Source organism: Caldicoprobacter algeriensis (genome assembly GCF_023838525.1).
Lineage (GTDB): Bacteria > Bacillota > Clostridia > Caldicoprobacterales > Caldicoprobacteraceae > Caldicoprobacter > Caldicoprobacter algeriensis.
In genome coordinates this window covers 37,696-59,771 of record NZ_JAHUQD010000015.1, presented here as the reverse complement: position 1 = coordinate 59,771, position 22,076 = coordinate 37,696, and the positions used below count along the sequence as shown (strand labels likewise).

The 22,076-nt window shown below is 47.4% G+C and carries 25 protein-coding genes and 1 pseudogene; 1 reads left to right on the top strand and 25 read right to left on the bottom strand.

Annotation, left to right across the window (positions count from 1 at the left end):
* Positions 1-515 precede the first annotated feature (515 nt).
* Positions 516-1,226 carry a tRNA 2-thiocytidine biosynthesis TtcA family protein gene (locus tag KVG29_RS09420; protein ID WP_252228142.1) on the top strand — a complete coding sequence of 237 codons (711 nt, stop codon included), beginning with the start codon at positions 516-518 and terminating at the stop codon, positions 1,224-1,226.
* Between the two features lie 136 nt (positions 1,227-1,362).
* Here KVG29_RS09420 and fabZ read toward each other — a convergent pair whose 3' ends face one another.
* From fabZ to rpiA, 25 genes and pseudogenes are all read right to left on the bottom strand, one after another.
* Positions 1,363-1,800, bottom strand: coding sequence for a 3-hydroxyacyl-ACP dehydratase FabZ (gene fabZ / locus KVG29_RS09415; protein WP_252228141.1), 438 nt, complete (start codon positions 1,798-1,800; stop codon positions 1,363-1,365).
* 85 nt (positions 1,801-1,885) lie between these two features.
* The gene (locus KVG29_RS09410; RefSeq protein ID WP_252228140.1) at positions 1,886-2,614 is read right to left on the bottom strand and encodes a flagellar hook-basal body protein; all 729 of its coding nucleotides are present in this window, start codon (positions 2,612-2,614) and stop codon (positions 1,886-1,888) included.
* Between the two features lie 15 nt (positions 2,615-2,629).
* Complete coding sequence (gene flgF, locus KVG29_RS09405) at positions 2,630-3,385, bottom strand: flagellar basal-body rod protein FlgF (RefSeq protein WP_252228139.1); 756 nt, start codon at positions 3,383-3,385, stop codon at positions 2,630-2,632.
* A gap of 124 nt (positions 3,386-3,509) precedes the next feature.
* Positions 3,510-4,538 carry a rod shape-determining protein gene (mreB, locus tag KVG29_RS09400; protein WP_252228149.1) on the bottom strand — a complete coding sequence of 343 codons (1,029 nt, stop codon included), beginning with the start codon at positions 4,536-4,538 and terminating at the stop codon, positions 3,510-3,512.
* A gap of 118 nt (positions 4,539-4,656) precedes the next feature.
* Positions 4,657-4,917 (bottom strand): sporulation transcriptional regulator SpoIIID, encoded by a 261-nt coding sequence (spoIIID, locus tag KVG29_RS09395; RefSeq protein ID WP_252228137.1) that lies wholly within the window; start codon positions 4,915-4,917, stop codon positions 4,657-4,659.
* A 153-nt stretch (positions 4,918-5,070) separates the two neighbouring features.
* Positions 5,071-5,952, bottom strand: a complete 882-nt coding sequence (locus tag KVG29_RS09390; protein WP_252228136.1) for a M23 family metallopeptidase — start codon at positions 5,950-5,952, stop codon at positions 5,071-5,073.
* A gap of 61 nt (positions 5,953-6,013) precedes the next feature.
* Positions 6,014-7,048: a stage II sporulation protein D gene (spoIID, locus tag KVG29_RS09385; RefSeq protein WP_252228135.1), complete on the bottom strand. Its 1,035-nt coding sequence runs from the start codon at positions 7,046-7,048 to the stop codon at positions 6,014-6,016.
* 87 nt (positions 7,049-7,135) lie between these two features.
* Positions 7,136-7,903: a YwmB family TATA-box binding protein gene (locus tag KVG29_RS09380; protein ID WP_252228133.1), complete on the bottom strand. Its 768-nt coding sequence runs from the start codon at positions 7,901-7,903 to the stop codon at positions 7,136-7,138.
* A gap of 172 nt (positions 7,904-8,075) precedes the next feature.
* On the bottom strand, positions 8,076-8,402 hold the full coding sequence (locus KVG29_RS09375) for a hypothetical protein (RefSeq protein WP_252228132.1): 327 nt from the start codon (positions 8,400-8,402) through the stop codon (positions 8,076-8,078).
* Positions 8,342-8,671, bottom strand: a complete 330-nt coding sequence (locus tag KVG29_RS09370; protein ID WP_252228131.1) for a hypothetical protein — start codon at positions 8,669-8,671, stop codon at positions 8,342-8,344. Before KVG29_RS09370 ends, KVG29_RS09375 begins: the two co-directional genes overlap by 61 nt.
* Positions 8,672-8,709: 38 nt before the next feature.
* Positions 8,710-8,838 carry a hypothetical protein gene (locus KVG29_RS12440; protein WP_276576498.1) on the bottom strand — a complete coding sequence of 43 codons (129 nt, stop codon included), beginning with the start codon at positions 8,836-8,838 and terminating at the stop codon, positions 8,710-8,712.
* Between the two features lie 235 nt (positions 8,839-9,073).
* A pseudogene (locus KVG29_RS09365) lies at positions 9,074-9,289 on the bottom strand (ATP-binding cassette domain-containing protein); the annotation flags it as partial.
* A gap of 95 nt (positions 9,290-9,384) precedes the next feature.
* Positions 9,385-9,519, bottom strand: a complete 135-nt coding sequence (locus KVG29_RS12435; RefSeq protein WP_276576497.1) for a hypothetical protein — start codon at positions 9,517-9,519, stop codon at positions 9,385-9,387.
* Between the two features lie 234 nt (positions 9,520-9,753).
* Positions 9,754-11,142, bottom strand: a complete 1,389-nt coding sequence (locus tag KVG29_RS09360) for a uracil-xanthine permease family protein (protein ID WP_252228130.1) — start codon at positions 11,140-11,142, stop codon at positions 9,754-9,756.
* Between the two features lie 805 nt (positions 11,143-11,947).
* Positions 11,948-12,595: a V-type ATP synthase subunit D gene (locus KVG29_RS09355; protein ID WP_252228129.1), complete on the bottom strand. Its 648-nt coding sequence runs from the start codon at positions 12,593-12,595 to the stop codon at positions 11,948-11,950.
* Between the two features lie 3 nt (positions 12,596-12,598).
* Positions 12,599-13,984 (bottom strand): V-type ATP synthase subunit B, encoded by a 1,386-nt coding sequence (locus KVG29_RS09350; protein ID WP_092282571.1) that lies wholly within the window; start codon positions 13,982-13,984, stop codon positions 12,599-12,601.
* A complete protein-coding gene (locus KVG29_RS09345) occupies positions 13,977-15,749 on the bottom strand; it encodes a V-type ATP synthase subunit A (RefSeq protein WP_252228127.1) in 1,773 nt (590 codons plus the stop codon). The genes KVG29_RS09350 and KVG29_RS09345 overlap by 8 nt, the downstream gene beginning before the upstream one ends.
* Before the next feature lie 7 nt (positions 15,750-15,756).
* Entirely contained in the window at positions 15,757-16,080 is a 324-nt protein-coding gene (locus KVG29_RS09340) for a V-type ATP synthase subunit F (protein ID WP_252228148.1), read from the bottom strand.
* Positions 16,073-17,077: a V-type ATP synthase subunit C gene (locus KVG29_RS09335; protein WP_252228126.1), complete on the bottom strand. Its 1,005-nt coding sequence runs from the start codon at positions 17,075-17,077 to the stop codon at positions 16,073-16,075. Before KVG29_RS09335 ends, KVG29_RS09340 begins: the two co-directional genes overlap by 8 nt.
* An 83-nt stretch (positions 17,078-17,160) precedes the next feature.
* Positions 17,161-17,769: a V-type ATP synthase subunit E gene (locus KVG29_RS09330; protein WP_252228124.1), complete on the bottom strand. Its 609-nt coding sequence runs from the start codon at positions 17,767-17,769 to the stop codon at positions 17,161-17,163.
* An 11-nt stretch (positions 17,770-17,780) separates the two neighbouring features.
* On the bottom strand, positions 17,781-18,311 hold the full coding sequence (locus KVG29_RS09325; RefSeq protein ID WP_252228123.1) for a V-type ATP synthase subunit K: 531 nt from the start codon (positions 18,309-18,311) through the stop codon (positions 17,781-17,783).
* Position 18,312: 1 nt separating this feature from the next.
* Positions 18,313-20,280, bottom strand: coding sequence for a V-type ATP synthase subunit I (locus tag KVG29_RS09320; RefSeq protein WP_252228121.1), 1,968 nt, complete (start codon positions 20,278-20,280; stop codon positions 18,313-18,315).
* The gene (locus KVG29_RS09315; RefSeq protein WP_252228120.1) at positions 20,267-20,593 is read right to left on the bottom strand and encodes a V-type ATPase subunit subunit G family protein; all 327 of its coding nucleotides are present in this window, start codon (positions 20,591-20,593) and stop codon (positions 20,267-20,269) included. The genes KVG29_RS09320 and KVG29_RS09315 overlap by 14 nt, the downstream gene beginning before the upstream one ends.
* A 65-nt stretch (positions 20,594-20,658) precedes the next feature.
* The gene (gene upp, locus KVG29_RS09310) at positions 20,659-21,288 is read right to left on the bottom strand and encodes a uracil phosphoribosyltransferase (protein WP_252228119.1); all 630 of its coding nucleotides are present in this window, start codon (positions 21,286-21,288) and stop codon (positions 20,659-20,661) included.
* Between the two features lie 49 nt (positions 21,289-21,337).
* Complete coding sequence (gene rpiA / locus KVG29_RS09305) at positions 21,338-22,045, bottom strand: ribose-5-phosphate isomerase RpiA (RefSeq protein WP_252228118.1); 708 nt, start codon at positions 22,043-22,045, stop codon at positions 21,338-21,340.
* Between the last annotated feature and the right edge of the window lie 31 nt (positions 22,046-22,076).

The following is a 22,076-nucleotide window of genomic DNA, read 5'->3' as shown; positions in this document are numbered from 1 at the left end:
ACAATTATGTTGAGCCATAGTGAGACCCCCTTGTATGTTTAGTGATTTTGGATATCTATATCATACAGGATTTCTCACTATGGTTCTACTATTTTTTAGGTGTTGCATTTAATTTTACAACGAACCATAAAAATTTATTTTGGTGCAAATTTAATCGGCAAAATGTTGGTTGAAATTCCTAACGTTCAACCGTACAATTTCGCTCACCACCATTTTTGTTTTGAGCTTCTAATTTAATCTTGAGCAGCAAAATAGACTTTTTACAGTAAAGTCGGTTTTAGCTAAAATGAAAATTTTGATCTACCCATGAAATACATTGTGGCTTAAAGTACGTATTAACTATGTAAAGCGAGTATGGTATAATAAAAAAGCTTTTAGAAGTCAGGAGCCTCAGACAAGTGAAAATGTGATTGGATAAAGATTTCAAGATTATAGACTCTAATTAATGTCAGAAAGGAGAGAAGAGTGCATTCCTCTCCATATCTTAGAGAGGAAGTCTTTTGCACTCGCATACCATGAAGAGAGTACTGGGTTACTTTCGAAAAGCCGTAGAGGACTTCAACATGATTCAAGAAGGAGACAGAATCGCAGTGGGGGTATCGGGAGGGAAGGACAGCCTTACCCTGCTTAAAGCCCTCAAGCTGTATCAGTATTTCTCTCCGGTATCATTTCATATAGAAGCCATAACCCTTACCATGGGGTTTGAAGACTTTGACGTCTCACCCATTGAGGCTTTCTGCAAGGAACTGGGTGTGCCCTACACTGTAAAACACACCCTGATCGGAAAGATAATATTTGAAGTGAGAAAGGAAAAAAATCCCTGCTCGCTTTGTGCTCGAATGCGACGCGGAGCCCTTCATGACGTCGCCCTGGAACTGGGATGCAAAAAGGTTGCCTTGGGGCACAATCTGGACGATGCCATAGAGACGTTTTTTCTTAGCCTTTTTTATGAGGGGCGGTTCAACACCTTCTCGCCCGTGACCTACCTGGACAGAAAGGGAATTACGGTAATACGGCCGTTGATATACGCACCTGAACCCGAGATCATCGGTGCAGCCAGGCGCCATAGCTTGCCAGTAGTTCAAAGCCCCTGCCCCGCCGCTGAACATACCCAGCGGGAAGAGATGAAAAAGTTGGTGCGTTCCTTGGCAAAAACATTCCCTGATATAAGAACGCGATTCCTCACTGCCCTAAAAAGCAAGCACAACCGCAATCTATGGGACTGATATTGTTCATTTAAATCTTTTTAAAGGTTTGGAACCAAAAAGAGCGCCTCAAGCTGGATATGCAAAGCATTCAGCCCGGACGCTCTTTTTTGTCCCTTCGTTTTTCGCTGTCGAAGGATATGATGTCGCCAATAGTTCAATCATCCTTTTTATCAACCAGCGCAAACATGACCTCGCCTTCTGCTGCCACTTCGCCATCCACCAAAGCCCTTACCACTCCTTTGCCCATTGAACCTTTTACCTTGCTGATCTCGGCCTCAAGGCGCAGCTGGTCACCGGGAACAACCTGTCTGCGAAAGCGCAGCCTGTCCACTCCTGCAAAAACAGGTATCTTGCCCCTGTTCTGTTCACCGTAAAGGACCACCACAGCCCCCAGCTGCGCCAGTGCCTCCAGTATCAATACCCCTGGCATTATGGGCGCTCCCGGAAAATGCCCCTGGAAAAACCATTCGTTTATAGTAACGTTTTTTATCCCCACCGCCCTCTTGCCCGGCTCAAACTCGATAATTCGGTCTATCAGCAAGAAAGGGTAACGGTGTGGTATACATTCCATTATTTCTTCTACCTTCATCATATACAAGCGCGGAGGACTCCATCTCCTTTAAGATGGAAAAGAATGCGCTTCACCTTCCTTTCTAATATTAGAGTCTTTGCTTTTTTTATTCTCTCAGATTGTTGGCCAAACGCTCCATCTCGTCGGCCGACTGCAAGACCCTTGAACTGAGCTGGTACGCCTTTTGTGCCAATATAAGCTGAGCCATCTCCTCTGCCAGGTCAACGTTTGGCAGCTCCAGAAATCCCTGCTTCACCATAGCCGGATAGCCATTAACAGCCGGGCCGCTGGCCTCAGTCTCCACAAAGCGGTTATGCCCTATGGCTTCAAGCCCCTCGGGATTGGGGAAGACAGCTATGTTAAAGCGATCCACTGGTACCTCCTGGCCATTGTACACCTCGATGGGCTGACCATTTATATCCAAGACATGCTCCCCTTGAGGCGTGACCAGACGATTGACCATCACTCCGCCCACCTGTTCGGCCGAAACATGGAAACTCCCATCTCTGGTGTAACATAGTGTCCCGTCGGGGCGCAGCAATACAAAAAAGCCTTCCCCCTCGATAGCAAAGTCCATGGGACGGCCAGTCTCCTGCAACCTCCCATGGCGAAAATGGCGCTGGGTGGCCGCCACCCTCACCCCATTCCCTATCTGCAGGTTTACCGGCTCAGGCGCTCTTCTCGCGTCCATGGCCGAATACAGCGCATCCTGAAAAGCAGGCCTTACTTTCTTGTATGCCACAGTGTTCATATTTGCGATGTTGTTGGATATGATGTCCAGGTTTTGCTGCTGGGCCATCATGGCCGAAGCCGAGCTGTATAGCGCACGAATCATGAGCACTCCCTCCTTTTACACTCGCCCTAGCTCGTTTACCGTCTTGGACAGCACGCCATCTATCATCTTAATGACCTTTTGATTGGATTCATAATTTCGAAGAGCCGTTATCATGTCCACAGTCTCCCGCACCACGTCCACATTGGAGCTTTCCACGAAACCCTGGACGACTTCCCCTTCAAACTCTATTGCGGGATTGTTTTCAGGGTCAGGATTTATATAAAGGTTGTGCCCTACTTTTCTCAAAGCCTGAAGGTCTTGGAAATTCACCAGCCTCAACCGATCAACATACACCCCATTCACCGTCACATTTCCCTCAGAATCGATGACGAAATCCTGCGTCCCCACAAATATGGGCCCCATCTCGCCGGCCACTGGCCATCCATCAACCGTCACCAGACGCCCCTGATTGTCCAACACAAACCCTCCATCGCGCGTATACCTCTCCCCATCTTCCGTAAGGATGACGAAAAATCCTGCCCCTTTAATGGCCACATGGGTAGTCTCGCCGGTCTCCTGCAGGCTGCCCTGATCAAACGAGGTTACAACCCTATCGACATACACCCCGTGATTGATGGTCCCTATATGCCTGTTCAAAGGGGCCTGCCCCTTATCCACCCTTGACAGCAGCTCCTCATCAAACGCACGGCTTACCACTTGATCCCGTTTGAACCCACGGGTATTAACATTGGCGATGTTGTTAGCCACCTTGTCCAGCCTTCTCATCTGATTTATCATTCCGGTAGCTGCAGCATACAAGCCTCTCACCATCTCTAACACCATCCCATATCAACGTGTCAAATTCACTCTTTGTATGATAATATCGTCACCAGTTGGAATTGACTTTAGCAACAAAATGCAGAAGATACAACAACTCCAGGGCCAACTCAAACAATCATCCCTGATAGGCTGCCCCTCGGGAATGTTCCATGACCGCCATGGGCCCATAAACGTCAAGGGATTCCAGAGCCCTGCCTGTCCCAAGGGCAACGCAGGATATGGCATCCTCCATCACATGGACGGGAATCTGGGTATGTTTATACAAAAGCTGATTCATCCCGTAAAGCAGGGCACCACCCCCTACCATGATAATGCCGCGCTCGTGTATATCCGATGCCAGCTCGGGAGGCGTCTTTTCTAGCATGGCATGCACAGCCTCCACAATGGCCTGTAGCGGCTCTTCCAAAGCCTCCACCATCTCATTGGATGTAACCGTCACAGACTTTGGCAGTCCTGAAATTAAATTCCTCCCGGTTACCACCATGGAAGGGCCATCCGGCCGTGGAACGGCTGCACCTATGTTTATCTTCATGTCCTCAGCCGTCCTCTCACCTATGAGGAGATTGTACTTCTTACGCATATATCGTATTATGGCTTCATCAAACTTGTCCCCGGCCACCTTTATGGAATCCGATACCACAATGCCACCAAGGGAGATAACAGCGATGTTGGTGGTACCGCCGCCTATGTCCACCACCATATTGCCGCATGGCTTGCTTATGTCGATTCCCGCTCCGATGGCGGCGGCAATGGGCTCTTCTATAAGATATGTACGCCTGGCACCCGCCTCATAAGCAGCATCCAATACAGCCCTTTTCTCTACCTCGGTAGCTCCACTGGGAACGCATATCATCACCCGGGGCTTAAAGATCAGCGGGTGCCCACACACTTTCCGCAAGAAATACCGAAGCATCTTCTCTGTAACTTCGTAATCGGATATGACCCCATCCCGTAGCGGTCGAATAGCCACTATGTTTCCGGGGGTCCTACCTATCATCCTTCGGGCCTCTTCGCCCACCGCCAGTATCCTCTTGGTATTCTTATCAATGGCAACCACCGATGGCTCCCTGAGCACAATTCCTTTTCCTTTTATGTAAACCAAAACGCTGGCTGTCCCCAAGTCAATACCTATATCTCTAAACATGAACACGCATATCTATCCTTTCTTTGGTTTATTTAAAAATCATTTGTTTTACCAAACCCAACACTTACATTAAAATATTCTACTTTTTTTCCAAAAATCCTCTTTATTTTTTGGTTTTTTAATTTTGTTCTTTCATCTTTTTGTACTTTAAGCGGGTAGCCTTGCCTCCTCTTATATGCCGTTCCGCCTTGTTGTGCTCCAGCACCTTTTTTACTTCTTCCCACAGGATGGGATTGATTTTGGGAAGGCGTTCCGAGACGTCTTTGTGCACTGTGCTTTTGCTCACCTTGAAAACTTTGGCCACCTCTCTGACGGTAGCTTTGGATTGAATCATATAATTGGCTATTTCAAGAACCCTTTCCTCAATATAATCCTTCAAGTCCAAGACCCCCCTCACCGCAATCCCTTTTAACTATTAAAAATTGCCATAAAATCCACAAATCTGTGTTTATAAAATAATTATGCAGAGAAGAACTCATATAGAAGAAAAAAGATAAAAAAAGAGCCCCATAAAATAAATTTACGGAGCTCTTTACTCTAAGTAGTTCTTGGGATCGACATTTTTCCCATCCTTTAATACCTCAAAATGAACATGAGGGGGATCCAATATCTCGCTTATTGCCGTTCTGCCCACTCCGCTTATGACCTGGCCTTTTTTCACCTGCTGATTGGGCCTAACCATATCTTTAGTGGAGAGATTTGCATACCGCGTTTTCAGCCCGTTTCCATGGTCAATGGTGATTATGATCCCCATCAGAGAGTCCTCTTCTATGGATTCCACCACTCCGTCCAACGCCGCCCTGACCTGGCTGCCTAGCGGACTCTCAATGTCGATTCCAGGATGGGTTGTCCACTCTTTAAGCGTTCTCGAATACTGTAGGTGGTCCAGCGCAAAATCTACGATGGTTTTTCCATCCGCAGGCTTTTGCATCAAAACCCCATAGGATTTTTGTGACTGAGCTGCCGCGCTAACTTGCACAACCTCTAACTTAGGTTTTGTTGCCCTCACCGGAACGGGCTTGTCTGCTGTAGCTTTCGATTTATCGTCGTCATGGTCAACCTCACCGGACTGGGATTTGGGTGCCACTTGATTCTGCTCCCCCTGGGTCTTTTCATCCTCTACCACATCTTTTATCTTTATATCCACCTTATCGGCTTTATCGCTGGCATCTGCTTGTTGTACCGGCTCCTCAGGAGGCTCATCCTGCTTTTGCTCTTGACTGATCATATCGTCCTCGGCTTCTTCTTGCATCTGCACCTCATTCCTATCCATGGATGTCCAAAACGCGGTAGCGCCTATTGCGCACACGCATATGAACAGGATGATATAAAAGCCCTGTCTGTTCCAGAAGTCCTTAAACGCCTGCCTATTAAATATCTTCTTCATCTTCTCTTTATACTTAGCAAAACCCATTTAAATCACCTCCTCTTAGGATTCTATCCAAAAAATAAAAAAAAATACAGATATATGAATTTTACCTGTATTTTTCTATCTCCACTCCCTTGTAGTAATGCTTCAATATTTCCACATAAGTGTGTCCCTGCTGTGCCATATAGTTGGCCCCCACCTGGCTCATGCCTACCCCATGACCGTATCCCGTCGTCTCAATGACAACCCTATCCTCCTCAAACTTAAACTTAAAATCGGTGGAATTAAGGTTATAAAGATAGCGAAAATCCGTTCCCTTTACGGTAATGCCCCCTACTATCAGCTCTCCAACCCTGCCGCTTTTTGTATAGTTCTTTACCCTTATCTGAGAGGACAGGTTTTTGGCACTTAAATTGCTGCTGGGATATCTGCTCTTGAAAATCTTCACAAATTGGTCATTGGAAAAAGTAAATGTTTGCTTGTATTTGGGGCTGTTTTCCTCCCCAGGGCTGTCCACCACAGTATAATAGGGCAGTGAATGTGAGAAAACTTCGCCAGCATCCTCGGTTTTGCCGTTGCTGGTAGAATGAAAAAACACCTCGATAGGAGCACCATCATATGTCATTATGTAGCCCCTGGTCTCTTCCACCGCCCTGACTATTTTTTCATGGTTGGCGGCATAATCGCTGCCCCAATTCTTCTTCTGCTGCTCATCGGAGATCCATGCCTGGCAGTGACTGTACAAGCTGCATACATCGGCCTGTGGGTGGCTCGAACATCCGTTGCCGCCAAAGGTGCGCATCTTTCTTACAGCAAAAGTTCTGGCGGCAACAGCTTGGGCCTTTAATGCCTCCAGCTCAAAGGAGGCCGGCATCTCGGCCGCCACCACACCTATAATATATTCCTCCAGGGGCATCCTGATTATACTTTTGGTAGCATGGTCATACATCGCTATTTCAGGCTCATCAACGCCCTCTTTGCTTTTGCTTGTAATATCAATCTCATCATTCGGCTGTCCATTCATTTCAGATGAAGACCTCTTATCCTTAAACCCAAACAGGGAAAAGTCCTGTACAGTCAACGCGGGAATGACCACCACGATTATGACGATTGACAGCAGCAAATTGATCCACCATCTCATCCTCTCCCCCACTCTCCATCCAAAACTTCAATCAATAATACCATTGTATGATGGAAAGCAGGAGGTTTAGAACTCAAAAGTCAGCTCTCAGTACTCAATGCTTATAATCGGCGTTCCCACCCAGATATATGTTCTGCCTTTATAGGAGTTGTAGCGCAGGGCCACCTGAAGGTTCACCGGCCTGCCCCCTGATACAATCCCTTTGCCCAACGCTGGGGAATAACCGCTGATGCTCATAAGTCCTTCCTCATATAAGCCCTCTACCACCCTTGCCCTAAGCCATCCGAACAGGCTGCGGCAGATGCTTTGCATATCGCTGGGCTCAAGCCGTCCTTTAAAGCTCCCCACCAGCGTCACTGTGATAGTGGGATTCATCCCTATTGTGTCAAAAAACTCTTTTAACAAAGCTTTAACCGCCCTGCTATTAACCTTATGAGTACTGTCCACTATGTCCACGGCTATATAGCTTTCATATCCCTGGTTCTTATCAGCTAAGGCTTGAATGCTCTGGCACACTATTGAAATTACCTGTCCGCCCTTATTGACACCCCTTATACTAACCTGCTTTATACCATTGCCCTGGCTGGAAAAAAAGTCATAACTTTGTTTAAGATCAAAAAAGTCAGCTGCTTTCCTTGCCAGTGATTTTAAGTCGCTGAGAGACATATAATCCTTATTCAGCATGCACCAGCCACTTGCATTTAAATACTCTCTATTGCATCCGACAAAATCCAATACCTGCTCTATGGAAACAAGCTCCTGAAATGATTCCTGAACAGCCCATCCCTGCACAGAAACGGGAAATAAAGTTAAGCATATTATTATTGCTGAAAGCAATACCTTCTTATAACCCACTATAACCCTGCACCCTCTCGATAAATTCGTGTTAAACAACTGCTACGCTTTGATTATTGCCATTTGCAGGGTTTTATATACAGGATATTATCTGTTTTCGGGGTTATTTTATTTAATACACTCTATTTAAAATCCCTTTTTACACATTGTATTGGCTTAACTCAACAAACAATCAACTCAATATAGATATCCAAACCAAAATTGCAGGACGATCATCCTCCACCATTCTCGTCATGTTGGTAAGGCTGATAAGAGCTGCTACCAGGAAGAAAATAAGCGGAAATACATTCCCAATAGCCCCAACGCGCTGGGTATCCTGTTCATACCCCGAAAACCCGCTATTCATACTCAAGTCCAGTATGTACCATTCAGGTTGTGAGAGAGAGCTCAGCTCCTTTTCACCCTCCTCAATTTTTGCACGGGCATCTTCTATTTTCGCTACTGCCTCATCGTATCCATCTTCATAGGCTGCAAGGCTCTCCTGGTATTTTTGTCGCATTTTCTCCAGGTTAGCCCCCCCTTGGCTTCAAGCAGCTGCCTTTTTCCTTCTTTTTTGAACCGTACAAACTCTCTGTATTTTGCCTCATATTCTTTCAGCTTGCTATTGTACTCCGAAAAGCCTTGATCTAAGGCTGCCTTTCCCGCATTGAGTTCCTGTTCTGCAGCCTTTAGCATTTCATACTGTGCATCATACTGCTGACGTGCCTGCTCATACTGCGCTGCGTTTTGCTCATAAGCAGCTTGTAAGGAAGCGATCTGGGCTTGCAATTGCAAAGCCTCCTGGCTATCGGCAGGTAATTATGAAGCTATTTCTCACCTTCTATTAATTTTTTCTCCGCCTCCTGCAGTTCCTGCTTCGCATTTGCCAACTCTTGTTCTGCCTTTTTAACTTCCAGTTTAGTATCTTGTAATTTCGAAGTGGCTTCTTCTATCAATCTTTTATAAACGAATAGGATTACGCTCATCGCCTACTGCCTGTATACGTTGTTTAATATCCTCTATTAGGTCCTTATAATCATCGGAAAAACGGGATAAATTTTGCTTATCGACTACTACATATACACCGGTATACACCGGCATGGTGTACACACTCTTGGGAAGGTATACAAAACCCCTTATTATTCCATCGCCTTTGCTGCTGCTACCCCGGTCGTATGAAATGTATTCCACGCCATTATTGTCATCCAGCGCGCCCGTGGGTTCATCGCAAAGCAGAAGTTTAGGATTTTTCACAATTGCGCGGGCAATAGCCACACGCTGCTGTTCGCCACCCGATAATTGTGCAGGAAAATTATTCATTCGGTGGCTAAGCCCAACATCCTCCAAAACTTTTTTTGGATCCAGAGGATTTTTGGATAGCTGTGCTGCCAGTTCCACTTGCTGCACATGGGAGACTTACATTGAAGACAGCGCTTTGCATCCTCAATAACGTGCTTACTCATGTACTCGTTTCCTCCCGATTAATTTTTTGCGCCACTCAGTTATCCAAGCGGCAGCTGTGCCACACCATTGACAGCAAGAGAGAATACAATGGCCTTGGCATCTGTTTGAAGACCTTTTTTGCTTGGAACATTATCCGCTTTGGGAGACTTAATTCCTGTTGCTGTTTTATGCACCTGTGTTAAACGTTTGCAATCGGCTTCGGCAATGACCTTTCATAGCATTTTCTCTAAGACGCTGTGTGATGTTTGTAACTCCGGCAACCCCGCCCTTTTCTATAAAAGTTTCGACCATCGGTTAACTTTTCATACACAGCTCATATTACGAATCGAAGGCAATTCTCTAGAATACACAATAAAAAAGAGTTGTCAAATAGACAACTCTTACTCAAGATTATATTATATAGATTCTTAAGCAGTGCTTCTTTTCTTTTGGTCTATGTTCAATACAAGGTTAAGAAGGATTCCGAATATCGCTGCACCCGCAACACTTGGAACTTCTATACCAAAGAACGGAATATTTCCTCCAAATGCGTATTGTCCTCCAAGGCCGATAACCATGATGGTTGCAATAATCGCTATATTCTTAGCGCTAAACAGGTCAACCTTTTTTTCAACCATAATGGCAATACCTTGAGCGGCTATTGCACCAAACAAGTAAACTTCCATGCCTCCTATCACTGCGGTTGGAATTGAATAAATGGCATTTATAAGCGGTGTGAAGCAGGCAATAATCATAGCTATTATCGAAGCGGCAATAAGAACCGATATGGAAAACACTTTCGTGATTGCCATTGCGCTTATGTTTTCTCCGTAGTTTGTACCAGCAGGGCCTCCAATAAACCCGGCAACGATATCGCCAATACCGTCACCAATTAAGTTAAGCCCCAGCTTGTCCGCAATATTATACCTCCTACCCGTACCCTTTTTGTTTGCCAAATCATTTACATAAAGGTCGAGCTGGTATACATGTGCTGTTGACTCGGGAATGGTCGCAATTGCTATGGGCATAATGGCTGCAACTGCCATCCATGACGCTTTTGGGAACGTGAATATCGGAAGCGCAAAAATTTCGGTGTTTGCCGTCTCGGGCAAAACTTTAAAAAGATCAATGCCTGTTGCAAGTTTGATAATAAATGCTGTAATACACCCTAGGATTGGACCAAGAAGAAGTGGAATCTGCCCAATAAATCCTTTCAAATACACTGAAAACAAGATGGTTGAAATCAATGTGACGAGTGAAACAATCCAAGCCATATTCTTTGCAAGTGCTACCTGTGATTCTGGAACGGCAATCGTTCCTGCAGTATCAATTGCAATGGACGCTGCATCATTTAAAGCGGTTCCTGCAAGTGTAAGTCCGATTACCATAGCAATAGGACCTGTAACCGATGCCGGAAGAATCTTTTCCAAGGAATCCCTCCCAAAGCGTTTAACAATAAGACCTGCTGCTATTGACACAAACCCGGACATGATGATGCCAAATTGAGCTACCGCTATTTTTTCGTTGAGAGTGTATCCCGCAAGTGCCTCGGAGCTCATCAGACTGCCAATTGCAGCAATATAGGAAAAGCTTGACCCATAATAAAGCGGAATTTTTCTTCCTGTAACAATAATAAAGCAGATAGTCGCAAGACCACTTGCAAAGATAGTTGTTGAGATGTGGAAACCTGTAATAATTGCGACGGCTACTGTTGCAGGAAACATTACAATAACCTGTTGTATTGCGTAAAGTAGCAGTTTCCATATTGGTGGATGTTCATCTGGAAGATATCCTATTACTTGTTGACTTTTTGCCATAATATAACATCTCTCCTTATTTTTATTTATGTGCTCTTTTATGCAGCTGAATTGTGGCATTCCTATTTTACACAATCATCCATTATTTGCGACTTTAGTTATACTTATACTCATCCCCTTTTGCATAAAAAAATCTTGTCTGTCACATTGCGCAGGCAAGATTATCCCTCAAAATAAGACTATACGCTTATAATTAATTTTGTCAGATATCTTGTCGGCATCTCTGTACCAGACTTAAACTTGAGCTTGCATTCAAGCAATTCCTGTGTTCCCTGCGCGTTGAAATCCCGAATCGCTTGTGTTGCTCTAGGGCTTGTTCCCGTAACCTTTGCCAGCAGTACTATCATATAGTAAAACTCATTTAGGATTGGGAGGAATGTTCTGTTTTCTGCATTCATTATCAAGGTTGTTTTTATTTATTGATTCGAATTTATGAGCCATACACTCATCCCGCTTTCATCCCCTAAAGACTTTTCCACAGTATTTTGTAGATATTCTCTTTCAACTCCAGATAAGCCAAATCAACACATACCCTGTTGTAACGGCTGCCAAGGTAAACGGAACGCTGATTTTCATGAATTCGCTTGTGCGCACCTCAAACCTGGGGAACAAAAGCAACAATACATAAGTCAAAATAAAAAGTATAAGTGCCTTAATCATGATCGTATTACCTCGCTAACAAAAATTTATATTGGTTATATAAACCTAATATTAGTACAACAACCCTCGATAACTTGGGCAACAAGCTTCAAGTGGGGAAACTTATCATCCCATAATTTACAGTTTGCAAAAATCAATTATTTCGTTATATGGTTGCATCCTTTTTCTCCAGCATATCCTTCACCTTCATCAGCCTGGTACGGTTTCCGCGCTCGTTTTCATCCAGCTTCATGGTAATATAACGTATGGTCTCTTTAAGCTGAGGGATCACGACGTATTCCAGGGCATTTACCCTGCGACGGGTCTTTTCAATTTCATCAGCCAGCATCTGACACGTCTTTTCTATCTGAGCCAGCTCCACCATAAGAGGGAGGATGTCAGAAAAGGCGGCAATAGCGCCATCCAGCTCGGCCGAAGTGGCCGCAAAGCTATAAGGGTAAGGAGAAAGCTCCCGGTCGGTCACTTCCTTGTACTCAATGACCGGAACGGTCACCCCCATGATGTTCCCAATTGAAGGCTTTATCTCCACCTTACGGGTGGGAAACATTATGGCCTCTTCCAGCACTTCAGATGACATAACAGCCCGCGCCATCAAAAAATCCTTAAACGCCAGGGTTAATTTTTGCTCCACGCGCTCCCGCAACTCCTTATTTCGCTTTATCAAGTCTATAAACCTGCGCATCATCTCATCACGCTTGTCTTTAAGCAGCTTGTGCCCCCTTACAGCCACCTGGAGCCTATTCTTCAGGCGGGTAAGCTCCATGCGCGTGGGGTTAACCCTCATTACAGCCATAAACTATTCATCCCCTTTGTCTCCGGGAAAATATTTATCGATGTACTCATCGCGAATACGCTTAAGCTCGCTTCTGGGCAGTATTGACAACAGCTCCCACCCCAGGTTGAGCGTCTCCTCAATCGAGCGGTTGGTCTCAAAGCCCTGGGATACATACCGCCTCTCAAATTCGTCGGCAAATTTGGCGTACAGCTTATCTATATCCGAGAGAGCCGCTTCGCCCAGCACCACCGCTAGTTCCTTGGCTTCCTTACCCCGGGCATAGGCTGCAAACAGCTGGTTCATGGTATCGGCATGGTCCTCCCGAGTTTTACCCTCACCTATACCTTTATCCTTCAGACGGGACAGGGATGGCAAAACATCAATGGGCGGATTTACGCCCTTGCGGTAAAGCTCCCTGCTCAGTATTATCTGCCCCTCTGTGATATAACCCGTTAGGTCGGGAATGGGATGCGTCTTGTCGTCCTCTGGCATGGTGAGTATGGGGATCTGCGTAATAGAACCCTTTTTACCCTTTATCCTCCCCGCTCTCTCGTACATTGTGGCCAGGTCGGTATACATGTAGCCTGGATAACCGCGACGACCGGGTACCTCTTTGCGGGCCGCCGATATCTCCCTCAACGCCTCGGCGTAGTTGGTAATATCGGTGAGTATGACCAACACATGCATATCCTCTTCAAAGGCCAGATATTCGGCAGCCGTCAATGCCATACGGGGAGTGGAGATGCGCTCAATGGCCGGGTCATCGGCCAGGTTCATGAATAACACCGCGCGTTCGATGGCACCGGTCCTTCGAAAATCCGATACGAAGAAGTCGGCCTCTTCAAAGGTTATACCTATGGCAGCAAACACTACAGCAAAGTTGGTATCGCTGCCTAGCACACAGGCCTGACGGGCAATCTGTGCAGCCAGCTGGGCATGGGGCAAACCCGCCCCCGAGAAAATGGGCAGCTTTTGCCCACGCACCAGAGTATTAAGACCGTCGATAGCTGAAATTCCCGTTTGGATGAACTCGGAAGGATAGTCGCGAGCTGCCGGGTTGATAGGTTCACCGTTTATGTCCATGCGCTTTTTGGGAATAATCTCGGGACCTCCATCTATAGGCCTTCCCATTCCATCAAATACGCGTCCCAGCATATCCCTAGATACACCCAGCTCTATACTCCTGCCCAAAAAGCGCGCCTTGCTATCGGCAATCCTCAAGCCGTGAGAGCCCTCAAAGAGCTGAACCAGTGCTCTATCTCCATCCACCTCAAGGACGCGGCCTCTACGAATCTCGCCATTGGCCTGCTCGATCTCCACCAGCTCGTTATATTTTGCCCCCTCTACATGTTCCACCAGCATCAAGGGGCCAACTACTTCGGTAATGGTCCTGTATTCCTTAAGCATAAGCCACGCCTCCCTCTGACATCAAAGACGACATCTGTTCCCTTAACTCTTTTAGGATCTCATCCAGCTGCTCCAGCTGACCCTCGGGGATGTACTTGGCCCGCCCTATACGCTCTCTTACCGGAAGGTTGACCACCTGGCTGAACTCCGCCCCTGCATCCAGAGCTTTTTGGCCTAGATGATAAAACTCGATTATCAGCTTGAGCATCTTGTACTGCTTGGCAAGAGAAGTATAGGTATCCACGTCGTGGAAAGCGTTTTGGTGCAGGTAATCTTCCCTGATGGACTTAGCAGCCTCCAGCACCAGCCTATCCCTCACCGATAAGGCATCTACTCCCACCAGCCTGACTATCTCCTCCAGCTGAGCCTCCTCCTGCAAAAGGGCCATGGCCTCCTGCCTAAGCTTAAGCCACTCCTCCGATATTTCCTTGTTGTACCATTCGTTCAACCGATCAAGATACAGCGAATAGCTGGTTAGCCAGTTTATGGCAGGGAAGTGCCTGCGGTATGCAAGCTGCGAATCCAAAGCCCAGAAGACTTTAACTATGCGCAATGTGGCCTGGGTTACAGGTTCCGAGAAGTCACCGCCGGGCGGTGAAACGGCACCAATAGCGGTTATAGTGCCTTCTCGGCCGTCTTTCCCTAAACATATGACGCGGCCAGCCCGTTCGTAGAATTCCGCAAGCCTGGAGCTCAAGTAAGCCGGATAGCCCTCCTCACCAGGCATCTCCTCCAAACGGCCCGACATCTCGCGAAGGGCCTCAGCCCACCTTGATGTGGAGTCGGCCATGATAGCGACGTTGTAGCCCATATCCCTGAAATATTCCGCAATGGTAATACCAGTGTATATGGACGCCTCACGGGCCGCCACAGGCATATCAGAAGTATTGGCAATGAGCACCGTCCGCTTCATAAGCGGTTCACCGGTCTTGGGGTCTCTCAGCTGAGGGAACTCCATGAGAACATCGGTCATCTCGTTACCCCGCTCGCCGCAGCCTACATACACTATGATGTCGGCATCGGCCCACTTTGCCAGTTGGTGCTGTACCACCGTTTTACCGCTGCCAAAAGGCCCGGGTACGGCAGCCACCCCTCCCTTGGCCACTGGGAAGAAGGTATCAATAACCCGCTGGCCCGTTATCAGGGGAAGAGTGGGCGGGAGTTTTTCCTTGTACTTTCTCCCGATGCGAACGGGGGTCTTTTGCATCATGGTAATATCCACAGTAGCCCCATCAGCTGTTTTGACCTTGGCCACGGGCTCTACAATTGTAGCCAGCCCCTGGTGGATCCACTCTATGACACCTCCTATACCCTGGGGCACCATAATGCGGTGCTCCACTATAGAGGTCTCCTGGACCACCCCTATTATGTCACCGGGTTCAACCTGGTCCCCTGGCTTGACACAGGGCACAAATTCCCACTTGCGCTCTCGATCCAATGAAGGAACCTCAACACCCCTTGTAATACGGTCCCCCACCTTTTCACGTATGAGGGTTAAGGGACGCTGTATGCCGTCAAATATGGAGCCTATAAGCCCCGGCCCCAGCTCTACGCTTAAAGGCTCGCCAGTGGAGTACACAGGCTCTCCCGGCCCTAGCCCCGAGGTCTCCTCATATACCTGAATCGAAGCCTTATCTCCCCGTAGCTCTATTATCTCGCCAATGAGCCTCTTGTCGCTTACTCGCACCACGTCGAACATCTTGGCATCGGCCATTCCTTCGGCTACGACAAGCGGCCCCGACACCTTTATTATCCTACCCTGCATAGCTCACCTACCCTCGCTCTCCAAATAAAATGTCAACTCCTACTGCTTTTTCCACGCTGGCTTTGACCCCTTTCATTCCCAGCCCTATGCTCCCAGCATTATTGGGAATCAAGGTAATAATAGGAAAAGGCTGAGCGCTGTATCTATCGATGGTCTCCTGGATGTCCTTTGCTATCGGTTCGGTTATGAACAAAACCGCATAGTTCTCTTTGGCCAGCCTGTGAATAAGCCTAGCAGCCTGTTCAGGCTGTGTAACCGGAAAAACCGACAGGCCCAAAGCCTTAAACCCCAGTATTGAGTCCTTGTCGCCAATTACGCCCATCTTATACATACACATCACGTAGCCTTTCACGAATTTTTTCGGCAGGCAGGTTGTTTATCTTACCCACCATGATTATGCGTATGAGCTTAATCTCGTTTTCCTTGGCCAACAGATACCCCACAATGGCTTCTATTCCAAATGGATTATATCTCACCGACCTGACGTAACTCAGCAAATAGTCATCCATCAGCCTTTCAAAAGCAGTTAGAGTACCCCCCCGCAAAAAGTCCTCAACGCCCTCAGCTACAACTTTCCCGTAAGGAGTGGATTCCACCTCTTTGATCAACTGCTCATACGGCTGCTCAATGGCACGGCTATAGAAAGAAACACTCAGGCTGCCGTGTGGAATCAGCATTTCCTTCAAAAAGTCAAACCCCTGGCCCAGCCTTTTTGCCCGCAAAAGCGAACGGAGGTTTAAAAGGTCAACCTGCATTTGAAAATAACGGAGAGCAAACGAATTCCTTTTCCTACGGCACACTTCAAATATATGGTCATACATGGCCCGGTCCAGCATAGTGTCAATCCTTTGTGGGTCAACCTTCAGCACACAGATCTCGTCAATATCCTTTACGACATCAGCCATAAACGGCGGAAGTATGCCGCTGTCCGAATCCTCCACGGCCTTCTTTAAAACCTCCACCGGAATAGTGCCCATTCGAGCCAAGGGCAACTCATCATCCTGGCCGCTTAAATACCTGTGTTTCAATAAAACCTTGAGATTATGAAAATCATATTTTAAGAAAAACAGCTCGGTAATGGCTGGGTCAGGCGAAATCTCGTCGATGAAATCACGTACTCTCTTCATCTCTTTCGAAAGGAGCTCATCATATTCATAGGGAGAACTCAGCTCTGCAACCAGAGGAGCATAGCTGGTCTCCGACAGTACCTTGAGTGCCTCCTCGGCAGATTCGGCATCCACCATCCGCTCAATGCGCTCCCGAGTAAGCAGCCTGGTCTCCAAAACCCTGACTCTGGCCACCCCGTATTCATAACTGGGTTGAGGCATCATATCATCCTTCCTACAGCCAACAACAAGTCAATTATGTACTCTGCTACTCTAAAACCTTTTATAAGCTTAACAAGTTAAATTTAAGTAAGTTCACCGAATAGAATTTCAGCCACTTGAGGCTCCATTTCAATTCGCAATGCCCTCACAATTGCCTCAAACGAGCTGTTTATCTCAACTTCATGTCCTCGAAGGACAAATCCGGCCTTAAACTGCCCTCTATCGGGCGCCAAGCGCAACTGTCCCTTCCGCCCTTGTTTTTTTAGCTGTTCATTGACGTAATCCAGGAAACCCTGGTCCAGGCGGTACTGATCATAAGCCGAGAATACCACCTCTTCATCTCCCTGAAGAGGGGCATTCAAAAGCATGGAAGCAATGACCTCCCTGTATTGGTCATCGGCCATGCCGCTTATCCCCTCAATAACCCCTCTAAATACGGCTTCTATCATATCTCGCTTGGCAGCCAACACCTTTTTTTTCATCTCCAGCTGAGCTGACACCAGCATCCTTCTTTTATGCTCGCGGGCCGCCTCCATGTTTTGCTCGGTCAAGCGCTTTCTAAGCTTGCCGGCCTCATTGGCCTTGGCCTCTTTAATCTCCCTTGCTTTTTCCTCAGCCGACTGGATTATGCGTTCGGCCTCCTGCTGAGCATCTTCCAGAATACGCCGCTTGATCTTGTCAAACCCATTCATGGCACCCACTCCTACACTGGGATACCGTTCACCATGAGGAAGGAAGCCAGCAGAGCCAGCACAGCGTAGGTCTCCACCACTACCGGAAATGTGATGGCCTTACCAAGCTCTTCAGGCCGCTTTGCAATTATACCAATGCAGGCCGCGGAGGTTCTCCCTTGGTATATGGCCGATATAAGCCCCACTATGGCAATGGGCAAAGCGCTCACAAAGAGCAACAGCCCAGTCTCGGTGGAAATATCTATCATACCACCAAAGATGTTCAGCTTATTCATGATGATAAAACCTATGAGCAAGCCGTAAATCCCCTGAGTACCGGGCAAAGCCTGAAGCAGCAGTACCTGACCAAACTTATCAGGATCTTCGGTTACCACGCCTGCCGCACTCTGACCAGCAATGGCCACACCGAATACCGAACCGAGTCCTGCCAGCACTACTGCTGTAGCAGCTCCCAAAATAGCGTATATCTGTCCCAAGCTTAAACCTGTCTCAGTAGTTGACGCCGCAGCTCCCAATACTGCAAAAATCTGTCCTAATTCCATATCAAACAGCCTCCTCTTCCTTGTATACATCAATAAATTTTGTCTTGATACGTAAAGGCTTAAAGGCATGGCCTCCAGCCTCAAAAAACCTGCCAAAAAACTCTATATACTGCAACCTGCTGGAGTGAACATATGCACCCAGTATGTTGATGAGTATGTTGAATGAATGCCCTGCTGCCAAGACAACTATGGCAATTATCCAGCCGATCCACGACTTTGCTGCCATAAGCCCCAGCTGATTTATGACCGTGCCGATGACGCCACCGGCCAACCCTAAGGCAAAGAGCCTTGAATATGAAAGCATATCGCTGAAATAGCCGGTAATATTGTACAGGCTCAATATGCCAGACAGCAATCTCTTTATGATGCTCTTTTGATGTCTGCCTTGAGTGAGCACAAGCCCGATTGCCCCGGCCAGTGCCATGTACTGCCCTACCACTTTCGAATATGTTGCCATAAGCACCAGGCCTATTAAGGTAATATACCAAAACCCCTGGTCAAACATGGCATCCCAAACCTTGCCCTGGCGTATGCTCATGTAAGCCTTGATGCCTATGCCTACGAAAATCTGAATGAGGCCTAAAGCAAAACAAAATATGAGCATCTTTATTGGCTGAGCAGCCGGTTCAAACCATAAGGGGGGCAGCCCCAAAAGCCGACCCGCATTGCCAAACCATCCTCCAAACACAGCACCCCACAGAAAAGTGGATATCCCGCCCAAAAACACCAGCATACCCAGCTTTTTACCCATTCCCTTAAGCTTTAGCTTACGCATGGCCAAATAAGCTATAGATGCGATGACGATGCCATACCCCGCATCTCCCATCATTATGCCGAAAAATACGAAGAAGAACGGCGCCACAAAGGGATTGGGATCTATGCTTCGGGGATGGGGCGTGCTGTAAAGCTCGGTAACCAGCTCAAAAGGCTGTATCAGAGGCGGGTTATCATACGCCACCGGAAAAAGCTCATCAGGCTCCGGGTCCTCCAGCCGAATGTAAACCGCAGAAGTAATGCTGTGCATTTTAGATACAAAGGCTTCGGCATAACGGCTGGGAACCCACCCTTTAAGCACAAAAGCCTGGCCGGTTTGCAGAAGCTTTAACCCTTCCTCTTCCTTATCCCTCTGTATCGACAGAGCATCGTAAAGGATTTCCAGCTCCTTGACCCGTACCGCCAGCGCCCTTGCCTGCTCCTCTATCTTTTGCCTTTCGGCATCAATGGCACGCAGCTCATGGTCACATTGCTTTATAATCTCTGCAGGAGTGCCTTCCATATTGCTGAAGCTTACGCGGTTGAACCTCAGCTCCTTCAGCCGCACATCCACCTCTTCTGCCAAATCCCTGTGATATGCCAAAAAGTAGTTGACCTGCTCTTTGTCCTCTCCAACTCTCTGTATGTAAAACTCCCTTGCACCCAGCTCCTGTACCATCCTCTCCTCAAACTGGGCTGCAACTCCTTTTTCTACCGTACCTATCATCGTATGGGTCGCCAAGGTATTGCCTATCTGCTCCAGAGGGACGTTCAATTCCTTCCAAGGCAACAGCTGTTGTTTTGTGCTGAGCACGCGGGTCTCACGAGACGACAGCTCTGTAAGGCGCTGTTCCAGCTTACGGCAGGTGGCTGCAACCTGCAATATGGAATCAGCATTTTTGCGCACCTTGTTGAGCTCCTCAAGGCTGACAGCGGGTTTGGGCGCAAATGCCGAACGCTTCAAATTATTATAGCGACCAATAAAATCCAGCGCAAATTTTATTTCTGATAGCTGGGATTCGATGCACTCCACAATCCCCTGACCGTCATATCTTTCTAAAAGCTGGGTCTCGCCATCCTGGCCCTCTTCATCATACTCTTCAAGCTCGATATTATCGATTTCTACATTGCCCATGAGCTGAATGGCATTAAGTATCCTATCCTTGTCAGCCTGCAAGCCAACGAGGAGCAGTTTTTTCATTTCAACTATGGCCATGCATATTCACGACCTTTCCCATAATCAAGGAAATGGCTTTATCCAGCTTGGCCTGGGCCATTTGACGTATCTTTTGGCATTCTTCCTCCACTTTCTGGTTTAAAGCCTCTATCTCCTTCTTGGCTTCCTCTTCAGCCTGACGCATAAACCGCTGCCTCTCTTGCTGCGCTTGCTGAGTCACCTCTACCAGAAATCTGTTACCCTCTTCCTCGGCCCTCCTCAATATCTCCCTTGCCTTTTCCATTGCTTGCTTCTTTATCTCTTCAGCCTGCTGTTCTGCCTGCCTAATCTCCTTTATGGCATCTATACCCATAACCAGCACCACCTCTCTTAACCCACCATTATGTTTCTCGGTGCAAACAGCAGGACCTCTAATTCTTATTTCGTTCCAAACAGCCTGTCTCCGGCATCCCCCAAGCCGGGTACTATATACCCATGTTCGTTGAGGCATTTATCTATGGCCGCTACAAATATATCTACATCCTCATGATCCCGCCGAAGGCGTTCAATACCCTCGGGAGCGGCTATTAAACAAACGAACTTTATGCTTCTGGCACCCTTTTGTTTTATGAAATTCAAAGCCGCAGATGCCGAACCTCCGGTGGCCAACATGGGATCGATTACAATGAGCTCCCTCTCTTCTACATCTGGAGGCAGCTTACAATAATATCCCACCGGCTCCAGCGTCTCGGGGTCGCGATACAGACCGATATGTCCTACCTTGGCAGCCGGTATGAGCTTGAGCATGCCGTCCACCATTCCAAGCCCTGCCCTTAAAATGGGTATAATCCCTAGCTTCTTGCCGGATATGACCTTGGTTCTGGCCTTGCCCACCGGAGTCTCTATCTCTACCTCTTTGAGCGGCAGGTCACGGGTAACCTCATAGGCCATAAGCAGAGATATCTCTTCCACCAGCTCTCTGAACTCCTTAGCCCCCGTCTCTTTATCCCTGACAAGGGACAGCTTATGCTGAATCAACGGATGGTCTAAAACGTGTACTCTACCCATTTTACCTCTCCTTTTGTTGTTAAGCTTTACGTGGTTACCGGTATGGCATTCAGTCCTTTTGACTTGCCAGCATTACTTCCACTCCATCCTCCCATGCAACCAAGGCTTTATGGGCCATTCCTAAAAACAGGCCGGTTTCCACCACTCCTGGTATCGATTTCAGCACACGATTTAACCGGTATACATCAGGTGCTTCGTCAAAATACAGATCCACGATGAAATTGCCATTATCGGTCACCACCGGCCCAGCTTTTCTGACCGCCATTCTGAGCTCAGGTCTGGCTCCGATTTCTCCAACCTTTCGCATCACCAAACCAAGAGCTGCCGGAATAACTTCCACCGGCACCGGAAAAGATACAGCCAGCTTTTCCACCAGCTTGGAATGATCCACTATGATTACGAACTCATCGGCCATGGTGGCTATGACCTTCTCCATGGTATTGGCAGCGCCGCCACCTTTTATTGCGTTCAAGCTGTAATCGATCTCATCGGCACCATCAATGGCGATATCCAGCCTGTCCACCAACGAAGGATCAAGCAAGGGTATTCCGTGCTGATAACACATAAGCTTGGCTTGATACGACGTTGGCACGCCGCGAATGGACAAGCCCTGTCTAACCCTTCGGCCCAGTTCCTCAATAAAAAACGCAGCAGTACTGCCTGTCCCAATCCCAACCGTCATACCATCCTTTACCAAATCAGCCGCTGCCAAACCGACAATTTTCTTGAGATTTTTACCCTCATCCTGTACTTTCATGGCGCTGTAATACCCCCAAAAATATTCTTTA